Annotated in this window: 18 protein-coding genes; 2 read left to right on the forward strand and 16 right to left on the reverse strand. The window is 32.9% G+C overall.

Going from position 1 to position 20915, the window contains the following annotated elements:
- Positions 1-3: 3 nt before the first annotated feature.
- The 11 genes from A4F88_RS04995 to A4F88_RS05045 all read right to left on the reverse strand — a co-directional run bounded on the left by A4F88_RS04995 (position 4) and on the right by A4F88_RS05045 (position 11216).
- Complete coding sequence (locus A4F88_RS04995; protein ID WP_068841394.1) at positions 4-1590, reverse strand: sensor histidine kinase; 1587 nt, start codon at positions 1588-1590, stop codon at positions 4-6.
- A 59-nt stretch (positions 1591-1649) separates the two neighbouring features.
- Positions 1650-2246 carry a dephospho-CoA kinase gene (coaE, locus tag A4F88_RS05000; RefSeq protein ID WP_068841395.1) on the reverse strand — a complete coding sequence of 199 codons (597 nt, stop codon included), beginning with the start codon at positions 2244-2246 and terminating at the stop codon, positions 1650-1652.
- A 1-nt stretch (position 2247) separates the two neighbouring features.
- A complete protein-coding gene (locus A4F88_RS05005) occupies positions 2248-3246 on the reverse strand; it encodes a glycosyltransferase family 2 protein (RefSeq protein ID WP_068841396.1) in 999 nt (332 codons plus the stop codon).
- 122 nt (positions 3247-3368) lie between these two features.
- Positions 3369-4559: an enoyl-ACP reductase FabV gene (fabV, locus tag A4F88_RS05010; RefSeq protein ID WP_068841397.1), complete on the reverse strand. Its 1191-nt coding sequence runs from the start codon at positions 4557-4559 to the stop codon at positions 3369-3371.
- A 108-nt stretch (positions 4560-4667) separates the two neighbouring features.
- Positions 4668-6320 (reverse strand): DNA repair protein RecN, encoded by a 1653-nt coding sequence (gene recN, locus A4F88_RS05015; RefSeq protein WP_068841398.1) that lies wholly within the window; start codon positions 6318-6320, stop codon positions 4668-4670.
- 54 nt (positions 6321-6374) lie between these two features.
- Complete coding sequence (porD, locus tag A4F88_RS05020; protein ID WP_068841399.1) at positions 6375-7259, reverse strand: type IX secretion system protein PorD; 885 nt, start codon at positions 7257-7259, stop codon at positions 6375-6377.
- Between the two features lie 69 nt (positions 7260-7328).
- Complete coding sequence (coaBC, locus tag A4F88_RS05025) at positions 7329-8543, reverse strand: bifunctional phosphopantothenoylcysteine decarboxylase/phosphopantothenate--cysteine ligase CoaBC (protein WP_068841400.1); 1215 nt, start codon at positions 8541-8543, stop codon at positions 7329-7331.
- A 9-nt stretch (positions 8544-8552) separates the two neighbouring features.
- Positions 8553-8870: a DNA-directed RNA polymerase subunit omega gene (locus A4F88_RS05030; RefSeq protein ID WP_008463064.1), complete on the reverse strand. Its 318-nt coding sequence runs from the start codon at positions 8868-8870 to the stop codon at positions 8553-8555.
- Between the two features lie 4 nt (positions 8871-8874).
- Positions 8875-9675 (reverse strand): outer membrane protein assembly factor BamD, encoded by an 801-nt coding sequence (locus A4F88_RS05035; protein ID WP_068841401.1) that lies wholly within the window; start codon positions 9673-9675, stop codon positions 8875-8877.
- Between the two features lie 136 nt (positions 9676-9811).
- Positions 9812-10693 carry a 4-hydroxy-tetrahydrodipicolinate synthase gene (gene dapA / locus A4F88_RS05040; protein ID WP_068841402.1) on the reverse strand — a complete coding sequence of 294 codons (882 nt, stop codon included), beginning with the start codon at positions 10691-10693 and terminating at the stop codon, positions 9812-9814.
- Between the two features lie 10 nt (positions 10694-10703).
- On the reverse strand, positions 10704-11216 hold the full coding sequence (locus A4F88_RS05045) for a DUF6913 domain-containing protein (protein WP_068841403.1): 513 nt from the start codon (positions 11214-11216) through the stop codon (positions 10704-10706).
- Positions 11217-11263: 47 nt separating this feature from the next.
- Here A4F88_RS05045 and A4F88_RS05050 point away from each other — a divergent pair, with 47 nt between their 5' ends.
- The gene (locus tag A4F88_RS05050; RefSeq protein ID WP_068841404.1) at positions 11264-12043 is read left to right on the forward strand and encodes a 5'-nucleotidase C-terminal domain-containing protein; all 780 of its coding nucleotides are present in this window, start codon (positions 11264-11266) and stop codon (positions 12041-12043) included.
- 56 nt (positions 12044-12099) lie between these two features.
- Positions 12100-13011: a bifunctional metallophosphatase/5'-nucleotidase gene (locus A4F88_RS05055; RefSeq protein WP_068841405.1), complete on the forward strand. Its 912-nt coding sequence runs from the start codon at positions 12100-12102 to the stop codon at positions 13009-13011.
- On the opposite strand, the gene A4F88_RS05060 is transcribed toward A4F88_RS05055, so the two are convergent.
- The 5 genes from A4F88_RS05060 to A4F88_RS05080 form a co-directional block, all read right to left on the reverse strand.
- Positions 12997-13692 (reverse strand): lysoplasmalogenase family protein, encoded by a 696-nt coding sequence (locus A4F88_RS05060; RefSeq protein WP_068841406.1) that lies wholly within the window; start codon positions 13690-13692, stop codon positions 12997-12999. The genes A4F88_RS05055 and A4F88_RS05060 overlap by 15 nt on opposite strands.
- Positions 13679-15685 (reverse strand): NAD-dependent DNA ligase LigA, encoded by a 2007-nt coding sequence (gene ligA / locus A4F88_RS05065; protein WP_068841407.1) that lies wholly within the window; start codon positions 15683-15685, stop codon positions 13679-13681. The genes A4F88_RS05060 and ligA overlap by 14 nt, the downstream gene beginning before the upstream one ends.
- A 246-nt stretch (positions 15686-15931) precedes the next feature.
- Positions 15932-17869 (reverse strand): OmpA family protein, encoded by a 1938-nt coding sequence (locus A4F88_RS05070; RefSeq protein ID WP_068841408.1) that lies wholly within the window; start codon positions 17867-17869, stop codon positions 15932-15934.
- 12 nt (positions 17870-17881) lie between these two features.
- The gene (locus tag A4F88_RS05075) at positions 17882-18814 is read right to left on the reverse strand and encodes a PorP/SprF family type IX secretion system membrane protein (protein WP_068841409.1); all 933 of its coding nucleotides are present in this window, start codon (positions 18812-18814) and stop codon (positions 17882-17884) included.
- A gap of 46 nt (positions 18815-18860) precedes the next feature.
- Positions 18861-20915 (reverse strand): T9SS type B sorting domain-containing protein (locus A4F88_RS05080; RefSeq protein ID WP_156062653.1); only part of this gene is annotated, 2055 nt, incomplete at its 5' end.

Genomic DNA, 20915 nt, shown 5'->3' on the forward strand with positions numbered 1-20915 from the left:
ATTTTAATTTATTAATGGTATTTTTATTATAAAGGTGCTACCTTTTCCTTTTTCGCTTTCAACATATACTTGACCATTGTGATCCTCTACTATTCTTTTTACATAAGCAAGACCTAATCCGTGTCCTTTTACATTATGTAAGTCTCCGGTATGCTCTCTATAGAATTTCTCAAAAACTCTTTTTTGAGCTATTTTACTCATACCTAAACCATTATCTTTTACTTTTATCAGAATAACGTCTTTTACATTTTCTGTAAAAATTTCAATTTCAGGAACATCAGGCGAATATTTTATAGCATTTTCTAAAATATTTACCAGCACGTTTGTAAAATGCACTTCATTGATCAAACATGTTGTTCTTACGGCATTATAGTGTTTTACGACTGTTCCTTGTCTGTCTTCCAGAATTAAGTTTACGTGCTCAATTGCATCGTCAATTATTTCATGAACTGCTGTTGGTTCTTTTGTGATATCGAGTTCTCTTTTTTCTAATTTAGAAATACGCAACACATTTTCAACCTGGGCATGCATTCTTTTATTCTCGTCCCGAATCATTTGAAGATAGCGATAAACTTTTTCTTTATCTTCAATAATTTTAGGGTTTCTAATGGCATCTAGTGCTAAATTTATCGTTGCAATTGGTGTTTTAAACTCATGCGTCATATTATTAATAAAATCTGTTTTGATTTCAGAAATATGTTTTTGACGTAATAATTGATTTAATGCACTTGTATAAGCAACTATAATAATTAATGTGAAAATTATTGACAATATTGTAATACTCAACAATTCTGATAGTAAGAACTTCTTTTTATGAGGAAAAGTGATGTATAATTCATACTTGCTATTCCCTTCATTATCAGTGTAAATTGGCACATGATAACTGGCATCTTTATCATAATGAAAGCTTTCTGACTTAATTTTAGTTGGTAAACCATTATTAAGAACTCCAAATTCAAATTTGGTATTTACACCATATTCTGCAAGTTCTTTTTTAAGTAAATTTTGCAACTTTTCTTTAGAAACTCTTTCATCTATTGGCAACGCATCTGCAAAGTCTTTAACAGAAATCTCTCTCTGAACTTTACTTAAAATATCTAAATTTCCGGATTTTTCAATTTTTAAATCAGGAATAACACTTTGACTTAAAGAATTTTGATCAATTACATTGTTGTTATTGTAGACTTCAGTTACTCTTTTTGAATTAAAGCTTTTAAATCTGTCGCTGGAGAACTTTTTATTAAATAACGAATTATTTACACCGTAATCTTCTGAAGAAAGGGTATTGGAGTATACAATAGTTTTATTTGTTTTTGTATTTCTTTGAACATAATAAACCTCAAGTAAATCTTCTTTTTTAGGCGCTTTTCCTGTACTTTCTTTTAGATGATTATAGTCTGCATAATAGCTATATTCTTCTTGTTTTTCAAGTTTATCGGCAACATTTCCTATTACTTGGGTAACGTGGTATTTAAACTGCTCGTCATTGTTTTTAAACGACGAATTGAACCAATATACTTGAACCAGAATGATCCCTATCAAGGATAAACTCATCAGTAAAACAAGTATTCTAAAAAATAATTTATTCATCGAAACAAAATTAATATTTTAACAATATACTAAATAATACATTAACCAAATATTAACATTTAAGACTGATTTTGTTTTATATTTAAAATTTTAAGAATTTTAACAACTTCTTCTCTAGCAATTTTAAGATTACTGTTATTAATTACAAAATTGCTTAATGAAATTCGTTTTTCATCATTCCATTGCATTTTCATTCTGCTTAAAACTTGTTCACGTGTGGTATTGTCTCTTTTTAGAACTCTTTCAATTCTAATTTCTTCTGGAGCAGTAACGGTTATAATAAAATCACAATCTTTATAACGACCACTTTCGAACAAAATTGCCGCTTCGTAAACCACATATTGAAAATTCTTATTTTCCAGTAGCCAAAATTCAAAATCCTGCTTTACGGCCGGATGCACTATAGCATTTAATTGTGCCAGTTTATCTGCATTATTAAACACAATTTCAGCCAGTTTAGATCTGTTTAGAACTTTGTTTTCAAAAAGAGAATTTCCAAAAGTTAATTTTATTTGCTGTATAATATTTTCTGACTGCATTACTCTTTTAGCTCCATCATCAGCGATGTAAACAGGAACTCCCATTTCTTTGAAATAGTTTGCTATTGTGGTCTTCCCACTTCCTATTCCGCCGGTTAAGCCAATAACTTTAGTCATATTATACTTTAAAAAACATACGAGGAAACGCTTCTTGTGGTTTTTGTTTTAAAATAATTATTTTAAAAAACGATTTTAAAAATCCTGTTCCGTAACCATAAAATTGTTTCCATACTGCAATTACAGATAAGTATCCAATTTTAATACTTTTATTCTGAACACTTGATGTAAGAAAAATTACAACGAAATATACAAAATATAATTGTAATAATATATCTATATTGAAAATTAATAGTAAAAAAGCTAATAACAATCCTAGCAGAAACACTGATGGAAAGAAGAAAGTTAACTTATTATGCTCTGGATACCAACTGTTTAAAATAGGTCTTGCTATCCCGAATTTATTTACCTGAACAGCAAATTTTTCCCAATCAATTCTGCGTTTGTGATACACATAAGCTTCCGGAAACAATCTGGTTTCAAATCCTAAATTCCATAAACGTATCGAAAGATCCGGATCTTCACCCGGATGAATATTTCCAAAGCCTTTAGATGCTTCAAAAGCTTTTTTCGATATTCCCATATTAAAACTTCTGGGCTGGAATTTATTAATTTTCTCAGAACCTCCACGAATTCCTCCGGTAGTAAGAAAAGAAGTCATAGCAAAATTAATAGCTTTCTGAATGTTAGAAAAACTGTCTAATGCCTTATCCGGTCCTCCAAAACAATCTACATATTCTGCATTTAATGCTTTTCGAACTTCTGTTAAGTAATTTGGCGGAATAATACAGTCTGAGTCAAAAATGATAAAATAATCACCTCTTGCTCTTTGCATTCCAAAATTTCTTGAATCTCCTGGTCCTGAATTTTCTTTGGAATAATAAGAGATGTTCAATTTTCCCTGATAAGTCATCACTACATCCTTACATGGTATGGATGACCCGTCTTCGACAAGAACAATCTCAAAGGCTTCATTATAATCAGATTTCGACAGACTTTCTAAAAGTTCATCTACTTCATCCGGGCGATTATACACGGGTATAATTAAAGAAAAAATCATAACGGAATATGCGTATTAAAGTGGCAATATTTAAATTCAAAAATTTTAACAAAGATATGTTATATTCACAAAAAAACCATCAACTTTTGATTGATGGTTTTTTGTTTTATATTGTTTTATGCTTACTTGATACTTTCAATTTCAACAACTTCGTTTGCATCAGCTTTATAATCTACTCCTGCAAATTCAAATCCGAAAAGATTAAGGAAATCGTTTCTGTATCCTGCTAAATCTCCAATTCCCGGTAAAGTTTCAGTAGTTGCCTCTAACCAAAGTTTAGCCACCTGAGCCTGAACGTCTTCACGCATTTCCCAGTCATCGATTCTGATTCTGCCTTTTTCATCTACAGGAACTTCAGATCCATTGTATAATCTGTCCTGAAACAAACGCTGAATTTGCTCGATACATCCTTCATGTATACCTTGTTCTTTCATAATTTTATATAAAAGAGAAATATACAACGGAATCACAGGAATTGCAGAACTTGCTTGTGTTACTAAAGCTTTGTTTACAGAAACATAGGCTTTTCCTCCAATAGATTTCAAGTTGTCTGTAATAGAAAATGCTGTAGCTTCTAAATCGTCTTTTGCACGACCAATTGTCCCTTTACGATAAACAGCCTCTGTTAATGATGGTCCGATATAAGAATAAGCAACTGTTGTAGCACCGTCTGCTAATAAATTCTCTGCTTTTAAAGCATCGATCCACATTGTCCAGTCTTCACCACCCATTACAGCAACTGTGTTTGCAATATCTTCATCATTTGCCGGAGCAATAGAAACTTCTGAAACATTTCCAGTATGAAAATCAACTGTTTTGTTTGTAAAAGTTTGTCCGATTGGTTTTAAAACTGAACGGTGTAAAACTCCTGTTGCCGGATGTTGACGAACCGGCGAAGCCAAACTGTAAATGACAAGATCAACCTGACCTAAGTCTGCTTTGATTAAATCTAAAGTCTGTCTTTTTATTTCGTTTGAAAAAGCATCTCCATTGATACTTTTTGCATATAAACCTGCTTTGTGAGCTTCTGTTTCAAATGCAGCAGAATTGTACCATCCCGGAGAAGCCGTTTTACCTTCAACTGGTGGTTTTTCAAAAAATACTCCAATAGTTGCAGCATCAGATCCAAAAGCACTTGTAATTCTTGAAGCTAATCCAAAACCTGTTGAAGCTCCAATAACTAATACTTTTTTTGCACCTGCAATTGGTCCTTTTGATTTTATATATTCTATTTGATTTTTAACATTTTGTTCGCATCCTTTTGGGTGGGCTGTCAAACAAATAAATCCTCTCATTCTAGGTTCTATAATCATATTTTTATTGTTTACTCGTTTTTTCAATTAATCATTTAAATAGAATAAATGATCAATTTATTTACGTTTGTTTAATTAGCTTTAAGTTGACAAATATAAATCATTTCTTTAGTTCAACAAGGCTTTAGCATGATTTAAAGCCGAATCAGAAACGACTGCTCCAGATAACATTTGAGCAATTTCTGTAACTCTTTCGTTATGAGACAATAGCTTTAATTCTGATTGTGTATCTTCATCAACTGTAGATTTTGAAACTTTAAAATGAGAATCTCCTTTGGCTGCAATCTGAGGTAAATGCGTAATAGCAAAAATTTGCATGGTAGTACTCATTTCTTTCATAATCTCCCCCATCCTGATAGCAATCTCTCCGGAAACCCCGGTATCAATCTCATCAAAAATTAAAGTTGGTAATTTTGAATATTGTGCAAGGATCGCTTTGACAGCCAGCATAATCCTTGACATTTCTCCTCCTGAAGCTACTTTTTTAAGTAACCCGAAATCTGTCCCTTTATTAGCAGAAAATAAAAATTGTAATTCGTCTTTTCCGTTTTGGAAATAGGTTTCTGACGGTAAAAGCTCCATATTAAAACGAACATTCGGCATACCCAGTGTTTCTAAAATTGAAACTAATTTTTGAGATAAAACCGGAATTGCATTGGTTCTGTTTTCATGTATTGTATCCGAGATAGCATCTAACTGAACTACTTTTTCTTCTATTGATTTTGATAAAGCCGCTATTTCTTCTTCTATATTATCAAGTTCAAACAATTTGCTTTCGAGATTAGCCTGAATTTCAATTAATTCATCTACAGTAGTTACCTGATGTTTCTTTTGCAGATTATAAATCAACTGTATTTTTTGACTTACTAATTCTAATTTTTCAGGATCATTAAGTAATTTTTCAGAAGAATTTTGCAGCTCTTTTGAAACATCATCAAATTCAATAGCCAAACTGGTAATTCTTTCAAATATAGCCTGATACTCTGGTGAAAAAAGAGCTATTTTTTGTAATGCCGTTTTGATTTCATTTAAATTATGAAAAACACCAAATTGTTCTTCGTTTGCAATTGCAAGCGACTTATCAATTGATTCTTTTATAATTTCAACATTATTTAGTTTTTCAAAATCAGCTTCCAATTCTTCCTGTTCGCCTGATTTTAATTTGGCAGTAACCAGCTCATTCAATAAAAAAGTATTATACTCCTGTTCTTTTCCTGAATCGCTTTGCTTTTTTAACAATGCGTTTAATTTGCTTTTCTCTGACTTGTATATTTTTAAAACATCCTGATACGACTGAATGGTTTCAGCATTATTAGCAATAGCATCAATAATTTTAAATTGAACGCTCTCATCAGATAATTCCTGAGTTTGCTGTTGCGAATGAATATCAATCAAAAACAAACTTAAGTCCTGTAATTCCTGAAGATTTACGGGACTATCATTAATAAAAGCACGGGATTTTCCTGAAGGTAATATTTCTCTTCTAATGATGGTTTCATCTTCATAGTCGAGATCATTTGCTTCAAAAAATTCCTTTAGGTTGTATTTTGAAATTTCAAAATGTGCTTCGATTACACATTTTTCTTCTTTATTTTTTAACGAAGTTAAGTCGGCTCTTTTTCCTAAAACTAATCCAATTGCGCCAAGAATAATAGATTTACCTGCACCTGTTTCACCTGTAATTATAGAAAAACCTCTTGAAAAATCTATAGTTAATTTTTCAATCAGAGCATAGTTTTTAATCGACAAGGACGTTATCATAAGGAAATTTTGTGAGTATAAAAGTTATTTAAAGAAAGTGAATTGAAAAATCAATTAAAATTTAATCTGAGACCATTTAGTAGAATTCAACGGCGAAACTTTGTTCAATACATCAGTCAAATCTGTAACCGGAATACTTGGTCCACCTGAAAATATAGAAACAATTTCATCTGATTTTGCATCAAAAAATACTCTGGTCAAAAATGCATTGGGTTTCACTGAATTTAGCTTTCCAATTAACAATATTCCTGATTTAATTTTTTCTTTAGATGCTTTCAGATCGTCGCTCATACCATCTAAGCCATTATGATATACGTACATAGCCTGACGTAAATCGCTATAAGTTGGCGAAACAAAATCATTGATCAAATAGTAACGATTCTGAACTCCATCAGCCTGACTCCAGCCTTTAAATCCTCCTTGTTGCGCAACATTTGCAATGTTCTGTGCTGTTTCGAAATACTGACTTCCTCCGGCTGGCTGAAACGTATCTGCATCAATAGCCAGGATTAAATAACTGTAAAAAGAAACAACTGAAACTAAATTTGACTCGAATGTAGTTGGGTTAAATAATAAAGGTTCATATTCTGTATATCTAAAACTAAAATCTTTATCGTTATAATTTAGTATTGGAGATGAATAGGTTGAATTGTAAATCAATCGGGAAGCCTGAATCTGAATTGTCCCCGTAAACTGATCTGAACTATTAGAAGACAATGTAATGTACATCGAACAATTGATTCTTTCGTTTTGTTTTAAAACTGCACCTGTCCAGTCTGTTTTATTTACAAATTCGGATAATGATGTTTGAAGTGTTTTAAAAACTTGCTGATTGGGATTGGGTAATCTTTCAGTGTTAATAGTCACGGTACAATTTAACTGTTGAGCTTGTACAAAGCCAAAAGATAAAAATACTAAAAGAGTAACTAGTTTATTCATACAAAGATAATATTTGATTTAGCACAAATAGAATTACTATTCATACTTGCAGGTTTCTATTCCAAACTGTTACAATTCCGAAAAATGTGAAATTACTTTGTTTAAAATATCAACTGCAACAGATTCTTTTGATTTTAATTCCATCGGTTCCACTTTAAACTTTTGATCAATAAAGGTCACTTTATTGGTTTCTTTCTTAAAACCGGCTCCTTCATCCTGTAAGGAATTTAAAACAATCAAATCTAAGTTTTTTTTCTGAATTTTCAACTTAGCATTCTCAATTTCATTTTCTGTTTCTAAAGCAAACCCAATTAAAAACTGTTTTTTCTTGATTGCTCCTAACGACGCCAAAATATCTTTTGTTTTTTCAAGCTCTATCGAAAATTCATCTGATGCTTTTTTAATCTTTTGTAAAGCTACAACTTTAGGTCTGTAATCAGCCACTGCAGCGGCAGCAATTGCTACATCTGCATGATCAAAATACAAGTGACATGCTTCATACATTTCTTGTGCCGAAACTACATTTACAACTTGTATCTGACTATATTTTACTTTGTAATGTGTTGGTCCGGCTACTAAAACAACTTCTGCGCCTAAATTAGCCGCTTCATTTGCCAGGTCAAAGCCCATTTTACCGGAGGAATGATTTCCTATAAAACGTACAGGATCTATTGCTTCGTATGTTGGACCAGCAGTAATTAGTATTTTTTTTCCTTTTAATGGCAATTTACTTTCTAAATCGGCTTCCAGAAAAGCTATGATATTTTCCGGTTCAGCCATTCTGCCTTCTCCGGACAAACCACTTGCCAATTCACCATTTTCAGCAGGAATCATGATATTCCCAAACTGTTTTAAAGCGGTAAAACCAGACAAAGTTGACGGATGCTTATACATATCCAGATCCATTGCAGGAGCAAAATAAACAGGACATTTAGCAGATAAATAAGTAGCAATTAAAAGATTGTCGCAGTTTCCTGTTACCATTTTTGACAACGTATTAGCAGTTGCCGGAGCAATTAACATGAGATCTGCCCAAAGTGCCAATTCAACATGATTGTTCCAGACCGCATCTTGGTCTTCCTGATTAAAGAAACTGGAGTGTACAGGATTTTTTGACAGCGTCGATAACGTAAGTGGTGTTACAAAATCCTTAGAAGCAGGTGTCATGATCACTTGGACATGCGCACCTGCTTTTATAAAAAGTCGTACTAATGAGGCTGTTTTATAGGCTGCAATTCCACCAGAAACACCTAGTAAAATTTTCTTCCCGTTTAAAACTGACATTATACTATATTATTTGTTTGAACTTCTGTGGTATGTTTTACCGTCTAACCATTCCTGAACTGCTAAAGCATGTGGTTTTGGTAATTTTTCGTAAAATTTAGAAACTTCAATTTGCTCTTTATTTTCAAAAACTTCTTCAAGACTGTCATTATAAGTAGCAAACTCTTCTAATTTCTCAGTTAATTCTTTTTTAATTTCAGAATTAATTTGATTTGCTCTTTTAGCCATAATGGTAATTGCCTCATACACATTTCCTGTTGGCTCTTCAATAACTGTTTTATTGTATGTTATTGTATTTACAGGAGCATTCGTCTTTTTTAAATCCATGACTTTATTTTATTTTAGTAAATTTTTGTAAATCTGTCTCAACTCTGGCGTTCATTTCGTCTGCCTCTTTTTTATATTTTGTTGCGCTGTTAAACTTAATCAAGTTATTATAAGCTGCTTTTGCAACATTTAAACGATCTTCCATTTTTGAAGGAATACTGTTTATCGCTAATTTATATGCTGAATCGTATTTGTAAAACAATGCATCTTCTTTAAAAGGTGTTCCCGGAAAATCAGCAATAAAATTATCAAAAGCAATCAATGCTGATTTATAATCTGAAATAGTATTGTATCCTTTTGCATTTTCGAATGCTTTTTTCTCCAGTTTACCATTCAGCATTTTTACAGCTTCATTGGCTTGCACTATATATTCAGAGTTTGGATAATTATCGATAAAAGCTTGTAATTTTTCTAATGCTTTTACTGTATCTGTCTGATCTAAACTATAAACCGGAGCTAATTTTGAATAACTGAAAGCACCAAGAAAAGCTGCTTCCTGAACTTTCTCGCTACGAGGATATCCTGAAACAAAACTTTCGAACTGGTAACCTGCCAGATAATATTGTTTTGTTTTATAATAGGATTGTGAAAACATGTAAAAAAGTTTCTCTGCCTGAGGTTTTCCTCTGTAAGATGGGGCTAATTGTTCAAAAAGACGAATCGCTTTTGAATATTTACCAGCATCATACATTTTTGTTGCTACTTCAAACTTCGCCGCAACATCTTCATTTTTCAATGCTTTTTGGTATTCACTACAAGAACAAAAAAGGACAACAACAATTAATAGAGATACTATTTTTTTCATTTTCTTACTTTTATTATGATTTCTTAGACAATTATGCCAAAGCAAAATCACACCGAAGTTCCGGTGGCAAATTTAGTTATTAATTTAGCTACTACAAAATATTTTTTGGTATATTAAAATACCGGCAATCACACTCTTATTTTATGCTGTTTTTTACAAATTCATTCAATCTGTTTGCCAGAGAATCATCTACACTTACTAAAGGCAAACGCACTGTGTTCTCAGCAATACCAAGGGCTTGAAAGACTTGTTTGATTCCGGCAGGATTTCCCTGCTCAAAAATCATATCAATACAATCTGATAAAACGTATTGAGTTTTAAACGCTTCGCTTACCTTTTTATTTAAACCTAAACGAATCATTTCTGAAAATTCTTTCGGAAAACCTTGTCCAATAACAGAAATTACTCCTGCTCCACCAGCTAAAACAATTGGCAAAGCAATCATATCGTCTCCTGAAATTACAAGAAAATCTTTTGGCGCATTTTTAATTAGTTGCATAGCTTGTACTACATCTCCTGCCGCTTCTTTTATTGCTACAACATTATCAAAATCATTAGCCAGACGAATTACTGTTGATGGCAGCATATTACTGGATGTTCTTCCCGGAACGTTGTATAAAATTACCGGTACCGGAGAAGCTTCTGCAATTGCTTTAAAATGCTGATAAATACCTTCCTGAGTTGGTTTATTATAATATGGTGAAACTGAAAGGATAGCTTCAAAAGGAGAAAAATCTCTTGTTTTAAGTTCTTCAACAACCTGTAAGGTATTATTACCTCCAACTCCAAGAACTATAGGCAATCTTCCTTTATTAGTATCGATTACGGTGTTAATTACCAATTCTTTTTCGGCTTGTGTCAGAGTAGCATTTTCTGCTGTTGTACCCATAACTACAAGATATTCAACTCCACCATCTATCGAAAAATTAACAATGCGCTGTAAAGCTTCGATATCTACTGAAAAGTCTTTTTTAAATGGGGTTACAAGCGCAACACCAGTTCCTATTAATGATTGCATATTCTAATTTTTATTTTATACTCTTTAAATATTTAAACAATTCGAAAACGAAAAGTTTGTAATTTTCTATAGTGGTATCAATCATCCATCGATTTAGATTTTTGTCTACAGATGCAAATCCCACTTTAAATCTTGCTTTTGATTTGTTGGTTATCATCATCAAAATAGCTGTTTCGATGTCATAATAACTAATCAAAAGATCAAATTCTGTTTCTATAAATTCATTTAGAAAAACGGCTGTAATCTCACCATTCCAATTGATGTGTTTTTTACCAAAAGTAGGTCGCGAATACGTTTCTTTCTCTTTAAATTTACTTTTATACGCAACAATTTTAATGTTCTGAGGAGCTATTCCCTGCATAAGCAGTTCCTTTTCTAATTCTTTCGAATGCTGAAAATTACTTTCATCAATCAGTAAACCAATTGTTTGTATATTACTTGTAAACACTTCGTTTTTTACATTATGTAAGTTATTTTTTAATGATTTTTTTACAAAAAATTCCTTTATATAATTCAAAAACATAGTACTTTTACCAAATTACAAAATTAATTATTTAAGTCGCATTTAAGATGGTAAAACTAAAAAAGTATAACGGATTTTTGAAACTTTTTGTTATATTCTTAACACTTTTTTTTATATTTTCCTGCAGTCAGAAAAATTATAATTTAACTAAAATTGAAGGAAAACAACTTCCAATCACTGAAAAAGGTACTGAAACTCCCGCTATTGAAAGCTTTATAAAACCTTATCGTGATCATATTAATAAGGACTTAGACAGTGTTCTGGCTTATTGCCCTGAAACTCTAGACAAAAGCACCGGAAAATGGCAAACCAGCATTGGAAACTTATTAGCTGATGTTTGTTTACAAAGAGGAAATCTTGTTTTTACTCCCCGCGAGAAAAAAAGCATTGATTTATGTCTATTAAACCATGGCGGAATTCGCGCTATTTTACCAAAAGGAAATGTAACTACCAGAACTGCTTTTGAAATAATGCCTTTTGAAAACAATCTGGTTGTTGTTGCTTTAAAAGGAGATCAGATTCTTGAAATTGCTGCTTATATAATTAAGGAGAAAAAACCTCAGCCTCTGTCCGGAATGACTTTTACAATTGGTAAAGACAATAAAGCAAAAAACATTTTAATTCAGGGAAAACCTCTTGATCTTAATAAGGTATATTATGTTGCTACCAATGATTACCTGGCAAATGGCGGAGACAGCATGACTTTTTTCGCAAAAGGAATTCAGAAATATGATTTGAATTATAAACTTCGAAATGTATTGATTGATTATTTTAAACAAGTTGATACGATTCCGGTAGCAAAAAATATCAGAATCACAGAAGAATAACAGCATTTCAAATACATTATAAAAACATACAGGCGTTTCTGCAAAAAACATACAAAATGAAAAGAAGAGAATTTATCGAAAAAACCGCTGCAAGTACTGCCTTACTAAGTTTAGGTTTATCATTAAGCAGTTTTGAAACTAACGATATTAAGCACTTAACGATTCTACATACTAATGATGTTCACAGCCATATCGATCCTTTTCCGGCTGATGATCCACGTAATCCAAATAAAGGCGGTGTATCGCGAAGAGCAGCACTTATAGAAACTATTCGTAAGGAAAATCCAAATGTTCTTTTACTGGATGCCGGAGATATTTTTCAGGGAACTCCATATTTCAATTATTATGGTGGTGAATTGGAATTCAAACTGATGAGTATGATGAAATATGATGCTTCAACAATTGGAAATCATGATTTTGATAATGGTCTTGATGGTTTACATGCACAAATGCCGCATGCTACTTTTGAGTTTATAAATTCTAATTACGACTTTAAGAATACCGTAATGAACGGACTTGTTAAGCCTTATAAAATCTTTAACAAAAACGGAATTAAAGTTGGTGTTTTTGGTTTAGGAATTGAGCTTGCGGGTTTAGTTGACAAACAAATGTACAAGGAAACGGTTTACAATGATCCTGTAGAAATTGCACAGGATATGACGCAATTATTGAAAAAAAAGGAAAAATGTGATTTGGTAGTTTGTCTTTCGCACTTAGGTTATAAATATAAAGATGATGAATCTAAAATTTCTGATTTAAAACTGGCAGAGCAAACTCAGGATATTGATCTAATTATTGGCGGACATACGCATACTTTTTTAGACAAACCAACTATTGTAAAAAATAAGGCTGGTGAAAATGTACTGGTAAATCAGGTGGGATGCTACGGGATAAATTTAGGCCGAATTGACTTTTATTTTGATAAGAATAAAGCTCACACCAACCAGGGAAGATCAATTATTGTATAGTTTCTTTTTTTGAATTCTGGCTTTTTCGAGGAAATATTCCACCATAAAAAAATAAGCCAGAATTTGAGTTATGTCCCGAATTAAAACGAGGACTATTGAATAGGCAAAATATTGATTAAAGATGTAGAAGATGTCTGAAAAAATGTAACTAATTGCCATTAGCGACATTAATAAGGCGATATGAGTTCCTTTTGTAATATAACTTACAAATGCAAAATAACTCAGAACACTTAGTACGATTCCGTAAAAAGTATAAATAAAACTGAATCTTTTCATGTTGTCGAACTGCATCGTAAGTACAGAAACGAGCAAGTAAACAATAAATATAATGACTATCGATACAGGCAGAATATCTTTTTTGGTTAGTTTTATTTTTTCATGTTCCCGTAGAAAAAGAACAACTATTAGAAGATAAACGACGAGAAAACTAATTACACCTCCAATTTCTGAAACTTCAATATTCATTAAGTCAAAAACCTGACCGATAAAACAAAATAAAAAAATTACACCTTCTATTTTTCCTATTTTAAATTCATTACTGATTAAAAAATAGATAAAAATTGCCGGAAGTATGATGGCTTTAGAATAAATGGCTAAAAAATCCTGCTCTGTCCAATCAAATATAATTGTACAGAGTAGGGCTAAAAAGAATAAAATCAACGACGGTTTATTCGCTTTCATTTAATTTAGTTATAAAATCTTCTTCAGATAATATCGGAATATTTAGCTTGTTGGCTTTTTCTAATTTTGCCGGCCCCATATTATCTCCTGCAACAACAAAATCTGTTTTTGCCGAAATTGAGCTTCCCACTTTTCCTCCATTATCTTCGATGGTTTTCTTTAGCTCATCTCTTGAAAACTGGGCAAAAACACCTGAAACGACAAATGTTTTTCCTATAAATTTCTCAGTAGCATTTGGGTTAATTTTTTCTACAACTTCAAACTGAACTCCATAACTTTTTAAACGCTCAATAATTTTCTTGTTTTCTTCATTTTCGAAAAACTCAATCACACTTTTAGCAATTCGTTCTCCAATTTCATCTACGAGAATTAAGTCCATTAAGGAAGCCTGACTTAATGCATCTATATTTTTATAATGTTTGGCTAATTTTTTAGCTACAGTTTCTCCCACAAAACGAATTCCGAGTGCGAAAAGCACACTCTCGAACGGAATTTCTTTAGATTTTGCTACACCATTAACCAGGTTTTCAGCAGATTTTTTTGCCATTCTTTCTAAGTGCAAAATATCCTCTACTTTTAACTCATATAAATCGGCATAGTTATGCACTAAATTATTCTTAAAAAGCAAAGCAACGGTTTCACCGCCAAGACCTTCAATATCCATTGCTTTTCTTGAAATATAATGCTGGATTCTGCCTATAATTTGCGGAGGACATCCGTAAAAATTAGGGCAGTAATGATTGGCCTCTCCTTCATTTCGAACTAATTCGGTTTGACATTCCGGACAATGAGTTATATATTGTGTTGGTGCTGAATCTTCCGGACGCTGTGCTAAATCAACAGCGATGATTTTAGGAATGATCTCTCCTCCTTTTTCGACAAAAACGGTATCATTTATTCTAATATCCAGTTTTTCTATTTGATCAGCATTGTGCAAAGAAGCTCTTTTTACAATGGTTCCTGCCAATTGTACGGGTACCAGATTTGCAACAGGTGTAATTGCTCCTGTACGACCTACCTGATAGGTAATTGAATTTAAACGGGTTGAAACTTGTTCTGATTTAAATTTGTAAGCAATTGCCCAACGTGGTGATTTTGAAGTATATCCTAACTCTTCCTGATGCTGAATGCTGTTTACTTTTATAACAACTCCATCTGTTTCATAAGGTAAATTATGCCTGTGTACATCCCAATAATCAATAAAATCAAAAACTTCCTGCATGTTATGCACCAATTTTGCTTCGTTAGGCACTTTGAATCCCCATTTTCTGGCTGATTCTAATCCTTCAAATTGGGTTTTAAATGGCAGGTTATTTCCGGTAACAAAATACAATAAACATTCGAGTGGACGTTTTGCTACCTCAGCACTATCTTGTAATTTTAAACTTCCTGATGCTGTATTTCTTGGATTTGAATAAGGTGTTTCGCCTATTTCGATTAATTCCTGGTTCATTTTTTCGAAACCGGCAAACGGCAGAATAATTTCACCACGAATATCAAATCGTTCCGGATAATTTCCTTTTAATTGTAACGGAACTGATTTTATAGTTTTGATGTTATTGGTAACTTCATCACCCTGAAAACCATCTCCACGCGTTAAAGCCTGAACTAATTTTCCGTTTTCGTATGTAATGCTTATAGATGCTCCGTCATATTTTAATTCGCAGGTATATTGCAAATCGACGTTTCCTAATACTTTCTGAATTCTGTTTTCCCAATCCAGCAAGTCTTCTTTAGAATATGAATTATCCAAGGAATACATGCGGTATTGGTGCGGTATTGTTTTGAAGTTTTTTGTTATCGTACCTCCTACTCGCTGTGTTGGTGAATTTTCGTCAAAAAATTCCGGATGTTTATTTTCTAAGTCCTGAAGTTCCTTCAGCTTAATATCAAACTCATAATCAGAAATTGTGGCATTATCTAACACATAATAGTTATAATTGTGCTGATTAAGTTCTTCTCGTAAAGTCTGAATGGATTCTTGAATACTCATATAATATTAAAATACTGTGGGTTGTGATTTAGAATAACTGAATATCAAAATTAGGATTATTTTTTTATCAAATAGTGTAAAATATAAAAGTTTTGTAAAATCAAAAATCAAGCTGCAAAACGATGCAACTTGATTTTCTTCTTGCCCATTATTCTTAAAAAGAATTAAACAAAACCAACTTCCAAATGGTTTCTTCGTTTTATATTTTTATTCTAACAATTGAGTTATTAGGATATAAACATAAAACTATTTCTGAATAATGATAAAGTCTGATCTTCTGTTTAATAAATGCTCTTCTTCTGTACATTTTACTCCATTTTTACATCTATTAATCAATCGGGTTTCGCCATAACCTATTGCACTTTCTATTCTTGAAGGATCAATACCTTGCGAAAGAATATAGTCTCGTGTTGATTTTGCCCTGTTATCAGAAAGTTTCAGGTTATAGGAATCTTTTCCCCGTGAATCTGTATGTGATTCAATTTTGATTCGGATGTTAGGAAATTTTCTCATGATAAATACAACTTTAGCTAACTCATCAATCGCTTTTGGTGTAATATCGTATTTGTCATAATCGAAATAAATTGGATTAACATCAACTTTTTCAACTCCTTTTTTCTTCACTACCAGATCATCATAATTGCTCATTACAAAATCAACATCTGTAATTTCGGCTTCGTTTTCTTTTGTGGTTTCAACCGTTTTTTCATCGTTACTATAATTTGTTTTTGTAGCAACTAACCGAACTGTTTTATTGCAAGGAACTGTAACGGCATATTTACCATCAAAATTGGTTTTGGTTTCTGCCAGAACCTCATTATAAGAGTTATAAGCAACTATGGTAACATCTGTAATTGGTAATTTTGATTTTGCATCTGTTACTTTACCCGAAATATTCTGGTTGCAAACCGGTTTTCCTTTGGTAAAAGAATAAATATCATCATCGCCTTTACCTCCGGCTCTGTTTGAAGAAACATAACCATAAGATCCGGTTTTGTCAATTATAAAGGTAAAATCGTCTTTATTACTGTTTATTGGAGTTCCTAAGTTTCGTGGTGTTGAAAAACTTCCGTCTGCCAGAAACTTGCTTTCGTATACATCGAGATCCCCTAATCCGTAATGTCCGTCTGAAGAAAAATAGAGCATTCCGTTACGGAAAAATGGAAAAAGGTCATTACCGATTGTATTGATTTTTGGCCCTAAATTTTGAGGAGAACTCATTGTTCCGTCTGCTGCAATTTTTACGACATATAAATCGGTTTCTCCATAACCTCCCGGCATATCTGATGCGAAGAAAAGCCATTGTCCGTCATCGCTTAAACAAGGATGTCCAACGGAATAATCATCATTATCAAAGAAAACTTTTTGTGGATTTTCTACTTTTCCATTTACAATTGAACCTTTAAGAATCTGAAAATTATTAACCTTGTTTTGATCAATTACGAGTTTTTTATTCTTGATGATGTTTGAAGAATAATAAATTGTTTTTCCACTGGCATCAAAACTTGCTGTTGCTTCGTGGTATTTGGTCATAACATTAGGCATAAACAGGCTTTCGTTAAACAAACCTCCATCTGCAGGATTTCTTTCGGCTATATATAAATTTAAAAATGGCTGATTGTTCCAGTTATACAGTTTATCACTAAATCTTGTTGTATCTCTTGCTGACGTAAATACAACCCGATCCTGATAAAAAGTCGCACCAAAATCTGATTTACTGGTATTGATCTCTAAATTTCTGATGTCATAAAGAGATTTTGATTTTGCTAAACTGTCTAATTGTTTTTTTTGTGCAACATATCGGTTAATCTCTTTTTGATCTCCTTTTTTATTGAGGTACTCTTTGGTAATTTTATCAGCATCATCATAGTCCATAACAGCTTTCATGGACTGAATGTAACGCAAATAGTAGATATCTGTTAAATTATTGCCTTGTGCTTCGTATAGCTTTTTGTACCATCTGAGTGCGTTTCTTGCATCTGAAATAAAGTAATACGAATCGGCGGCATTCTTTAACGTTTGTGTCGATGGATTCTCTATGTTTTGCAAACACTCTTCATAGGCTTTTGATGCATCCAGATAAGAGTAATTTTTAAACAATGCATCGGCCTTTTTTAAATTAGTCTTTTGAGCAAAACCAAAGGTAATACTCAAGACTAAACTAAGGATATATAGTTTTTTCATAGGATTTATGTTTTAGAAGAATCGAGGTGATTTGATTTTACTTTGATTTTTAGTAAATTGATAACGCAAGATGAATTCATGTGTTCCATCATTGTATTTGTTCAAATCGCTTACAGTGTAATCAAACGCATATCCAATATAAAAGCTTCTGGATATTTGAAAACCTGCCAATACGCTCACAGAATCATCTGTTCGATAAGATCCTCCAATTACAAACTTTTCTGCAATCATAAAGTTCGCCGAAATATCAGCTGTAACTGGTGCCCCACTTACTGCTTTTACTAAAAATGCCGGCTTGAACTTTAAATTCGGATTCAGATCAAAAACATAACCTCCCATTAAATAATAATGCAAACGATCGAAATCTATTGATTCCTGAACATCATTATAATAATCATTTTGGATGAAACTTGGAACTGAAGCTCCTATGTACCACTTATCTGTGTAATAGTAAATACCTGCTCCTACTGCCAGTTTCATTTGATTATCAATATTTTGATTCAGCAAAACATCATTATTATTATAGTATCTCCCTTTAGACCAATCTATATTCAACATTCTCATCCCTGCTTTAAGACCAAATGCTAATCTTTTCTCATATCCTAAAGGAATTGAGTAAGCAAAGTTTCCGTCAAGATACAATTCGTTTGATGGACCAATTTTGTCATTAACGACACTTAATCCTAAACCAATATTCTCATTTCGAAGTGGTGAGTGAATTGAAAACGATTGTGTTTCCGGTGCTCCGGAAATTCCAACCCATTGCGAACGGTGTAAAAGTGTTGCCTCCAATGATCCGGTAGATCCAGCATAAGCTGGATTTACCGACATTGTATTGTACATATATTGTGTGTACTGCGGTTCTTGTTGTGCACTGGCACAAAATGTAATAAAAGAACATATTAAAATGAAATACGTTTCTAATGATTTTATATATAGTTTCATAACGATACTTATTAAGTTTAATTAATTAGATGACTCATACAGCTGATTATCTCATAATAGATAACCATCCTTTTTTAGCCGTTCCATCTCCAATGGTTATCACATAAAAATAAGTACCTGTAGGCAACATATCTCCTCTATTAACAACTCCGGATACATTGGCAGTTCCGTCCCAATCATTTTCATAATGTTGTTTACTATATACTAGTGAACCGTATCTATTATAAACTTTCAACTCATTATTAGGATATGATTCGATACAATCAATTCTGAAAAGATCATTAGCTCCGTCATTGTTTGGAGTGAACTCATTGTAAACTGTCAAACAAATTGGCTCAACAGTAACTGAAGCCGAGTTATTTGAAGTATCAGTATCTAAAGGAGTCGAAATTTCTATAGTTGCAACGTTTGTATAATTACCACTTGGCAATACTTCTGCAACAATGGTAAGTGTAACGCTTTGCCCTGCATTTAATGTTGGAATCGTCCAGATTTGTGTTTTAGGGTCGTATGTACCTAAAGTGGTATTAGAACTTACCAGATCATATCCGCTAGGCAATAAATCACTTACTAATGTATTGATGAAATTACCCTGACCAACATTATTTACAGTTACAGTAAAGGTTATCTGTTCACCAAAATTAGGTGTTGGATTACTAACCGTATTGGTAATTGTAAGGTCTGAACAACTTGCTACTGTTACATTTAATGATTTTACTGATCTTTCATTACATGTATTCGTATAAGCTACATTTACTTTACCAGGTCCGATATCTGACCATGAAACAGTTACACTTCCATCTGAATTTCCTCCTCCGGAAAGAATTGTTCCATTTGTAATAGACCAAACATAATCTGATTTACCATTAGCGATTGAATACGTTATTCCCTGGAAAACACATGGTGTATCATCTGTTGTTGTAATTGGCACCAAAGCATCGTTTTCAAAAGAAATAGTTATTGCTAATCTTGTAGCACTTTCACAACCATTTGTTGTATTGCTAAGTGCTCCTGCATAATACGTTCCTGCTATAAGAGCTGTATTTGCTGCTAGTGGCGAACCTCCTGTTGCGCTGGTATACCAAACAACATTTGATTCATTTACCAGTATACTTTCTATTGTTGGCAATGCTGATAAACAAAATGTTTGTGCTGTTTTTGGTGTAGTTATGGTTTCTGGTGTATTTACATTTACCACAACTGCCAGTCTTACCGGATTTTCGCAACCTGAACCACTAGAAATAACTCCATAATAAGTACCTGTAGTTAAAGCTGTTGTTGCCGGAATTGCAGTTCCTCCCGTTGGAGTACCATACCAGATTACATTTGATTCGTTTACCTGAATATTTGAAACTCTCGGTGTATTTACAGAACAGAAGTTTTGAGTTGCTGAACTCGTTGTAGGTGTTGCCATTGGATTTACAATAGTAATTGTAACCTGCAAACGACTAGCACTTTTACATCCAGTTACCGGGTTCGTAATCTCTCCATAATAGGTACCCGAAGTTAAAACTGTTGCTGTTGGAATTGCTGTTCCTCCTGAAGCGCTGCTAAACCAACTTACATTGCTTTCATTTACCTGAATACTGGCAAATGTTGGAGCACTGTTTGAGCAGAAGTTTTGAGCCGTATTGTTTGTTGTAGGAACATTTGAACCTCCAACAGTAACTGTTATTTTTAATCTCGTATTACTTTCACAACCTGTTGTTGCATCTTTTAATGCTGCATAATAATCTCCGTTTGCCAAAGCTGTTGTTGGTGCAATTGCTGCTCCTCCAGTTGGACTATTATACCAAACGATATTGGTTTGATTTACCTGAATATTTGCAACAGTTGGATTATTCTCTGAACAGAAAGCCTGAGCAGTAGAAGTCGCTGTTGGTGTACCAGGATCAGTAACATTTATCGTTACAGCCAATCTTGAAGTACTTTCACATCCAGATACAGGGTCTTTGATCGCGGCATAATACGTTCCGCTGGTTAATGCAGTTGTAGAAGCGATTGCTGTTCCGCCCGTTAAAGCAGTGTACCAAACGATATTCGCCTGATTAAACTGAACACTTGCAAATGTTGGCGCATTTACCAGACAGAAGTTTTGTGT

Origin of the sequence: Flavobacterium chilense, assembly GCF_001602525.1 — a bacterium.
In the GTDB taxonomy this organism is placed as follows: Bacteria; Bacteroidota; Bacteroidia; order Flavobacteriales; family Flavobacteriaceae; genus Flavobacterium; species Flavobacterium chilense.

Coding starts and splice junctions, on each gene's coding strand:
- A4F88_RS05045 (WP_068841403.1), bottom strand. CDS start 11,216: ATGTTTTTGAATTATATAAAGGAATTTTTTGTAAAAAAATCATTAAAA.
- coaE (WP_068841395.1), bottom strand. CDS start 2,246: ATGACTAAAGTTATTGGCTTAACCGGCGGAATAGGAAGTGGGAAGACC.
- A4F88_RS05035 (WP_068841401.1), bottom strand. CDS start 9,675: ATGAAAAAAATAGTATCTCTATTAATTGTTGTTGTCCTTTTTTGTTCT.
- A4F88_RS05055 (WP_068841405.1), top strand. CDS start 12,100: ATGAAAAGAAGAGAATTTATCGAAAAAACCGCTGCAAGTACTGCCTTA.
- A4F88_RS04995 (WP_068841394.1), bottom strand. CDS start 1,590: ATGAATAAATTATTTTTTAGAATACTTGTTTTACTGATGAGTTTATCC.
- ligA (WP_068841407.1), bottom strand. CDS start 15,685: ATGAGTATTCAAGAATCCATTCAGACTTTACGAGAAGAACTTAATCAG.
- A4F88_RS05030 (WP_008463064.1), bottom strand. CDS start 8,870: ATGGATTTAAAAAAGACGAATGCTCCTGTAAATACAATAACATACAAT.
- A4F88_RS05005 (WP_068841396.1), bottom strand. CDS start 3,246: ATGATTTTTTCTTTAATTATACCCGTGTATAATCGCCCGGATGAAGTA.
- fabV (WP_068841397.1), bottom strand. CDS start 4,559: ATGATTATAGAACCTAGAATGAGAGGATTTATTTGTTTGACAGCCCAC.
- coaBC (WP_068841400.1), bottom strand. CDS start 8,543: ATGTCAGTTTTAAACGGGAAGAAAATTTTACTAGGTGTTTCTGGTGGA.
- porD (WP_068841399.1), bottom strand. CDS start 7,259: ATGAATAAACTAGTTACTCTTTTAGTATTTTTATCTTTTGGCTTTGTA.
- recN (WP_068841398.1), bottom strand. CDS start 6,320: ATGATAACGTCCTTGTCGATTAAAAACTATGCTCTGATTGAAAAATTA.
- A4F88_RS05050 (WP_068841404.1), top strand. CDS start 11,264: ATGGTAAAACTAAAAAAGTATAACGGATTTTTGAAACTTTTTGTTATA.
- A4F88_RS05070 (WP_068841408.1), bottom strand. CDS start 17,869: ATGAAAAAACTATATATCCTTAGTTTAGTCTTGAGTATTACCTTTGGT.
- A4F88_RS05060 (WP_068841406.1), bottom strand. CDS start 13,692: ATGAAAGCGAATAAACCGTCGTTGATTTTATTCTTTTTAGCCCTACTC.
- A4F88_RS05075 (WP_068841409.1), bottom strand. CDS start 18,814: ATGAAACTATATATAAAATCATTAGAAACGTATTTCATTTTAATATGT.
- dapA (WP_068841402.1), bottom strand. CDS start 10,693: ATGCAATCATTAATAGGAACTGGTGTTGCGCTTGTAACCCCATTTAAA.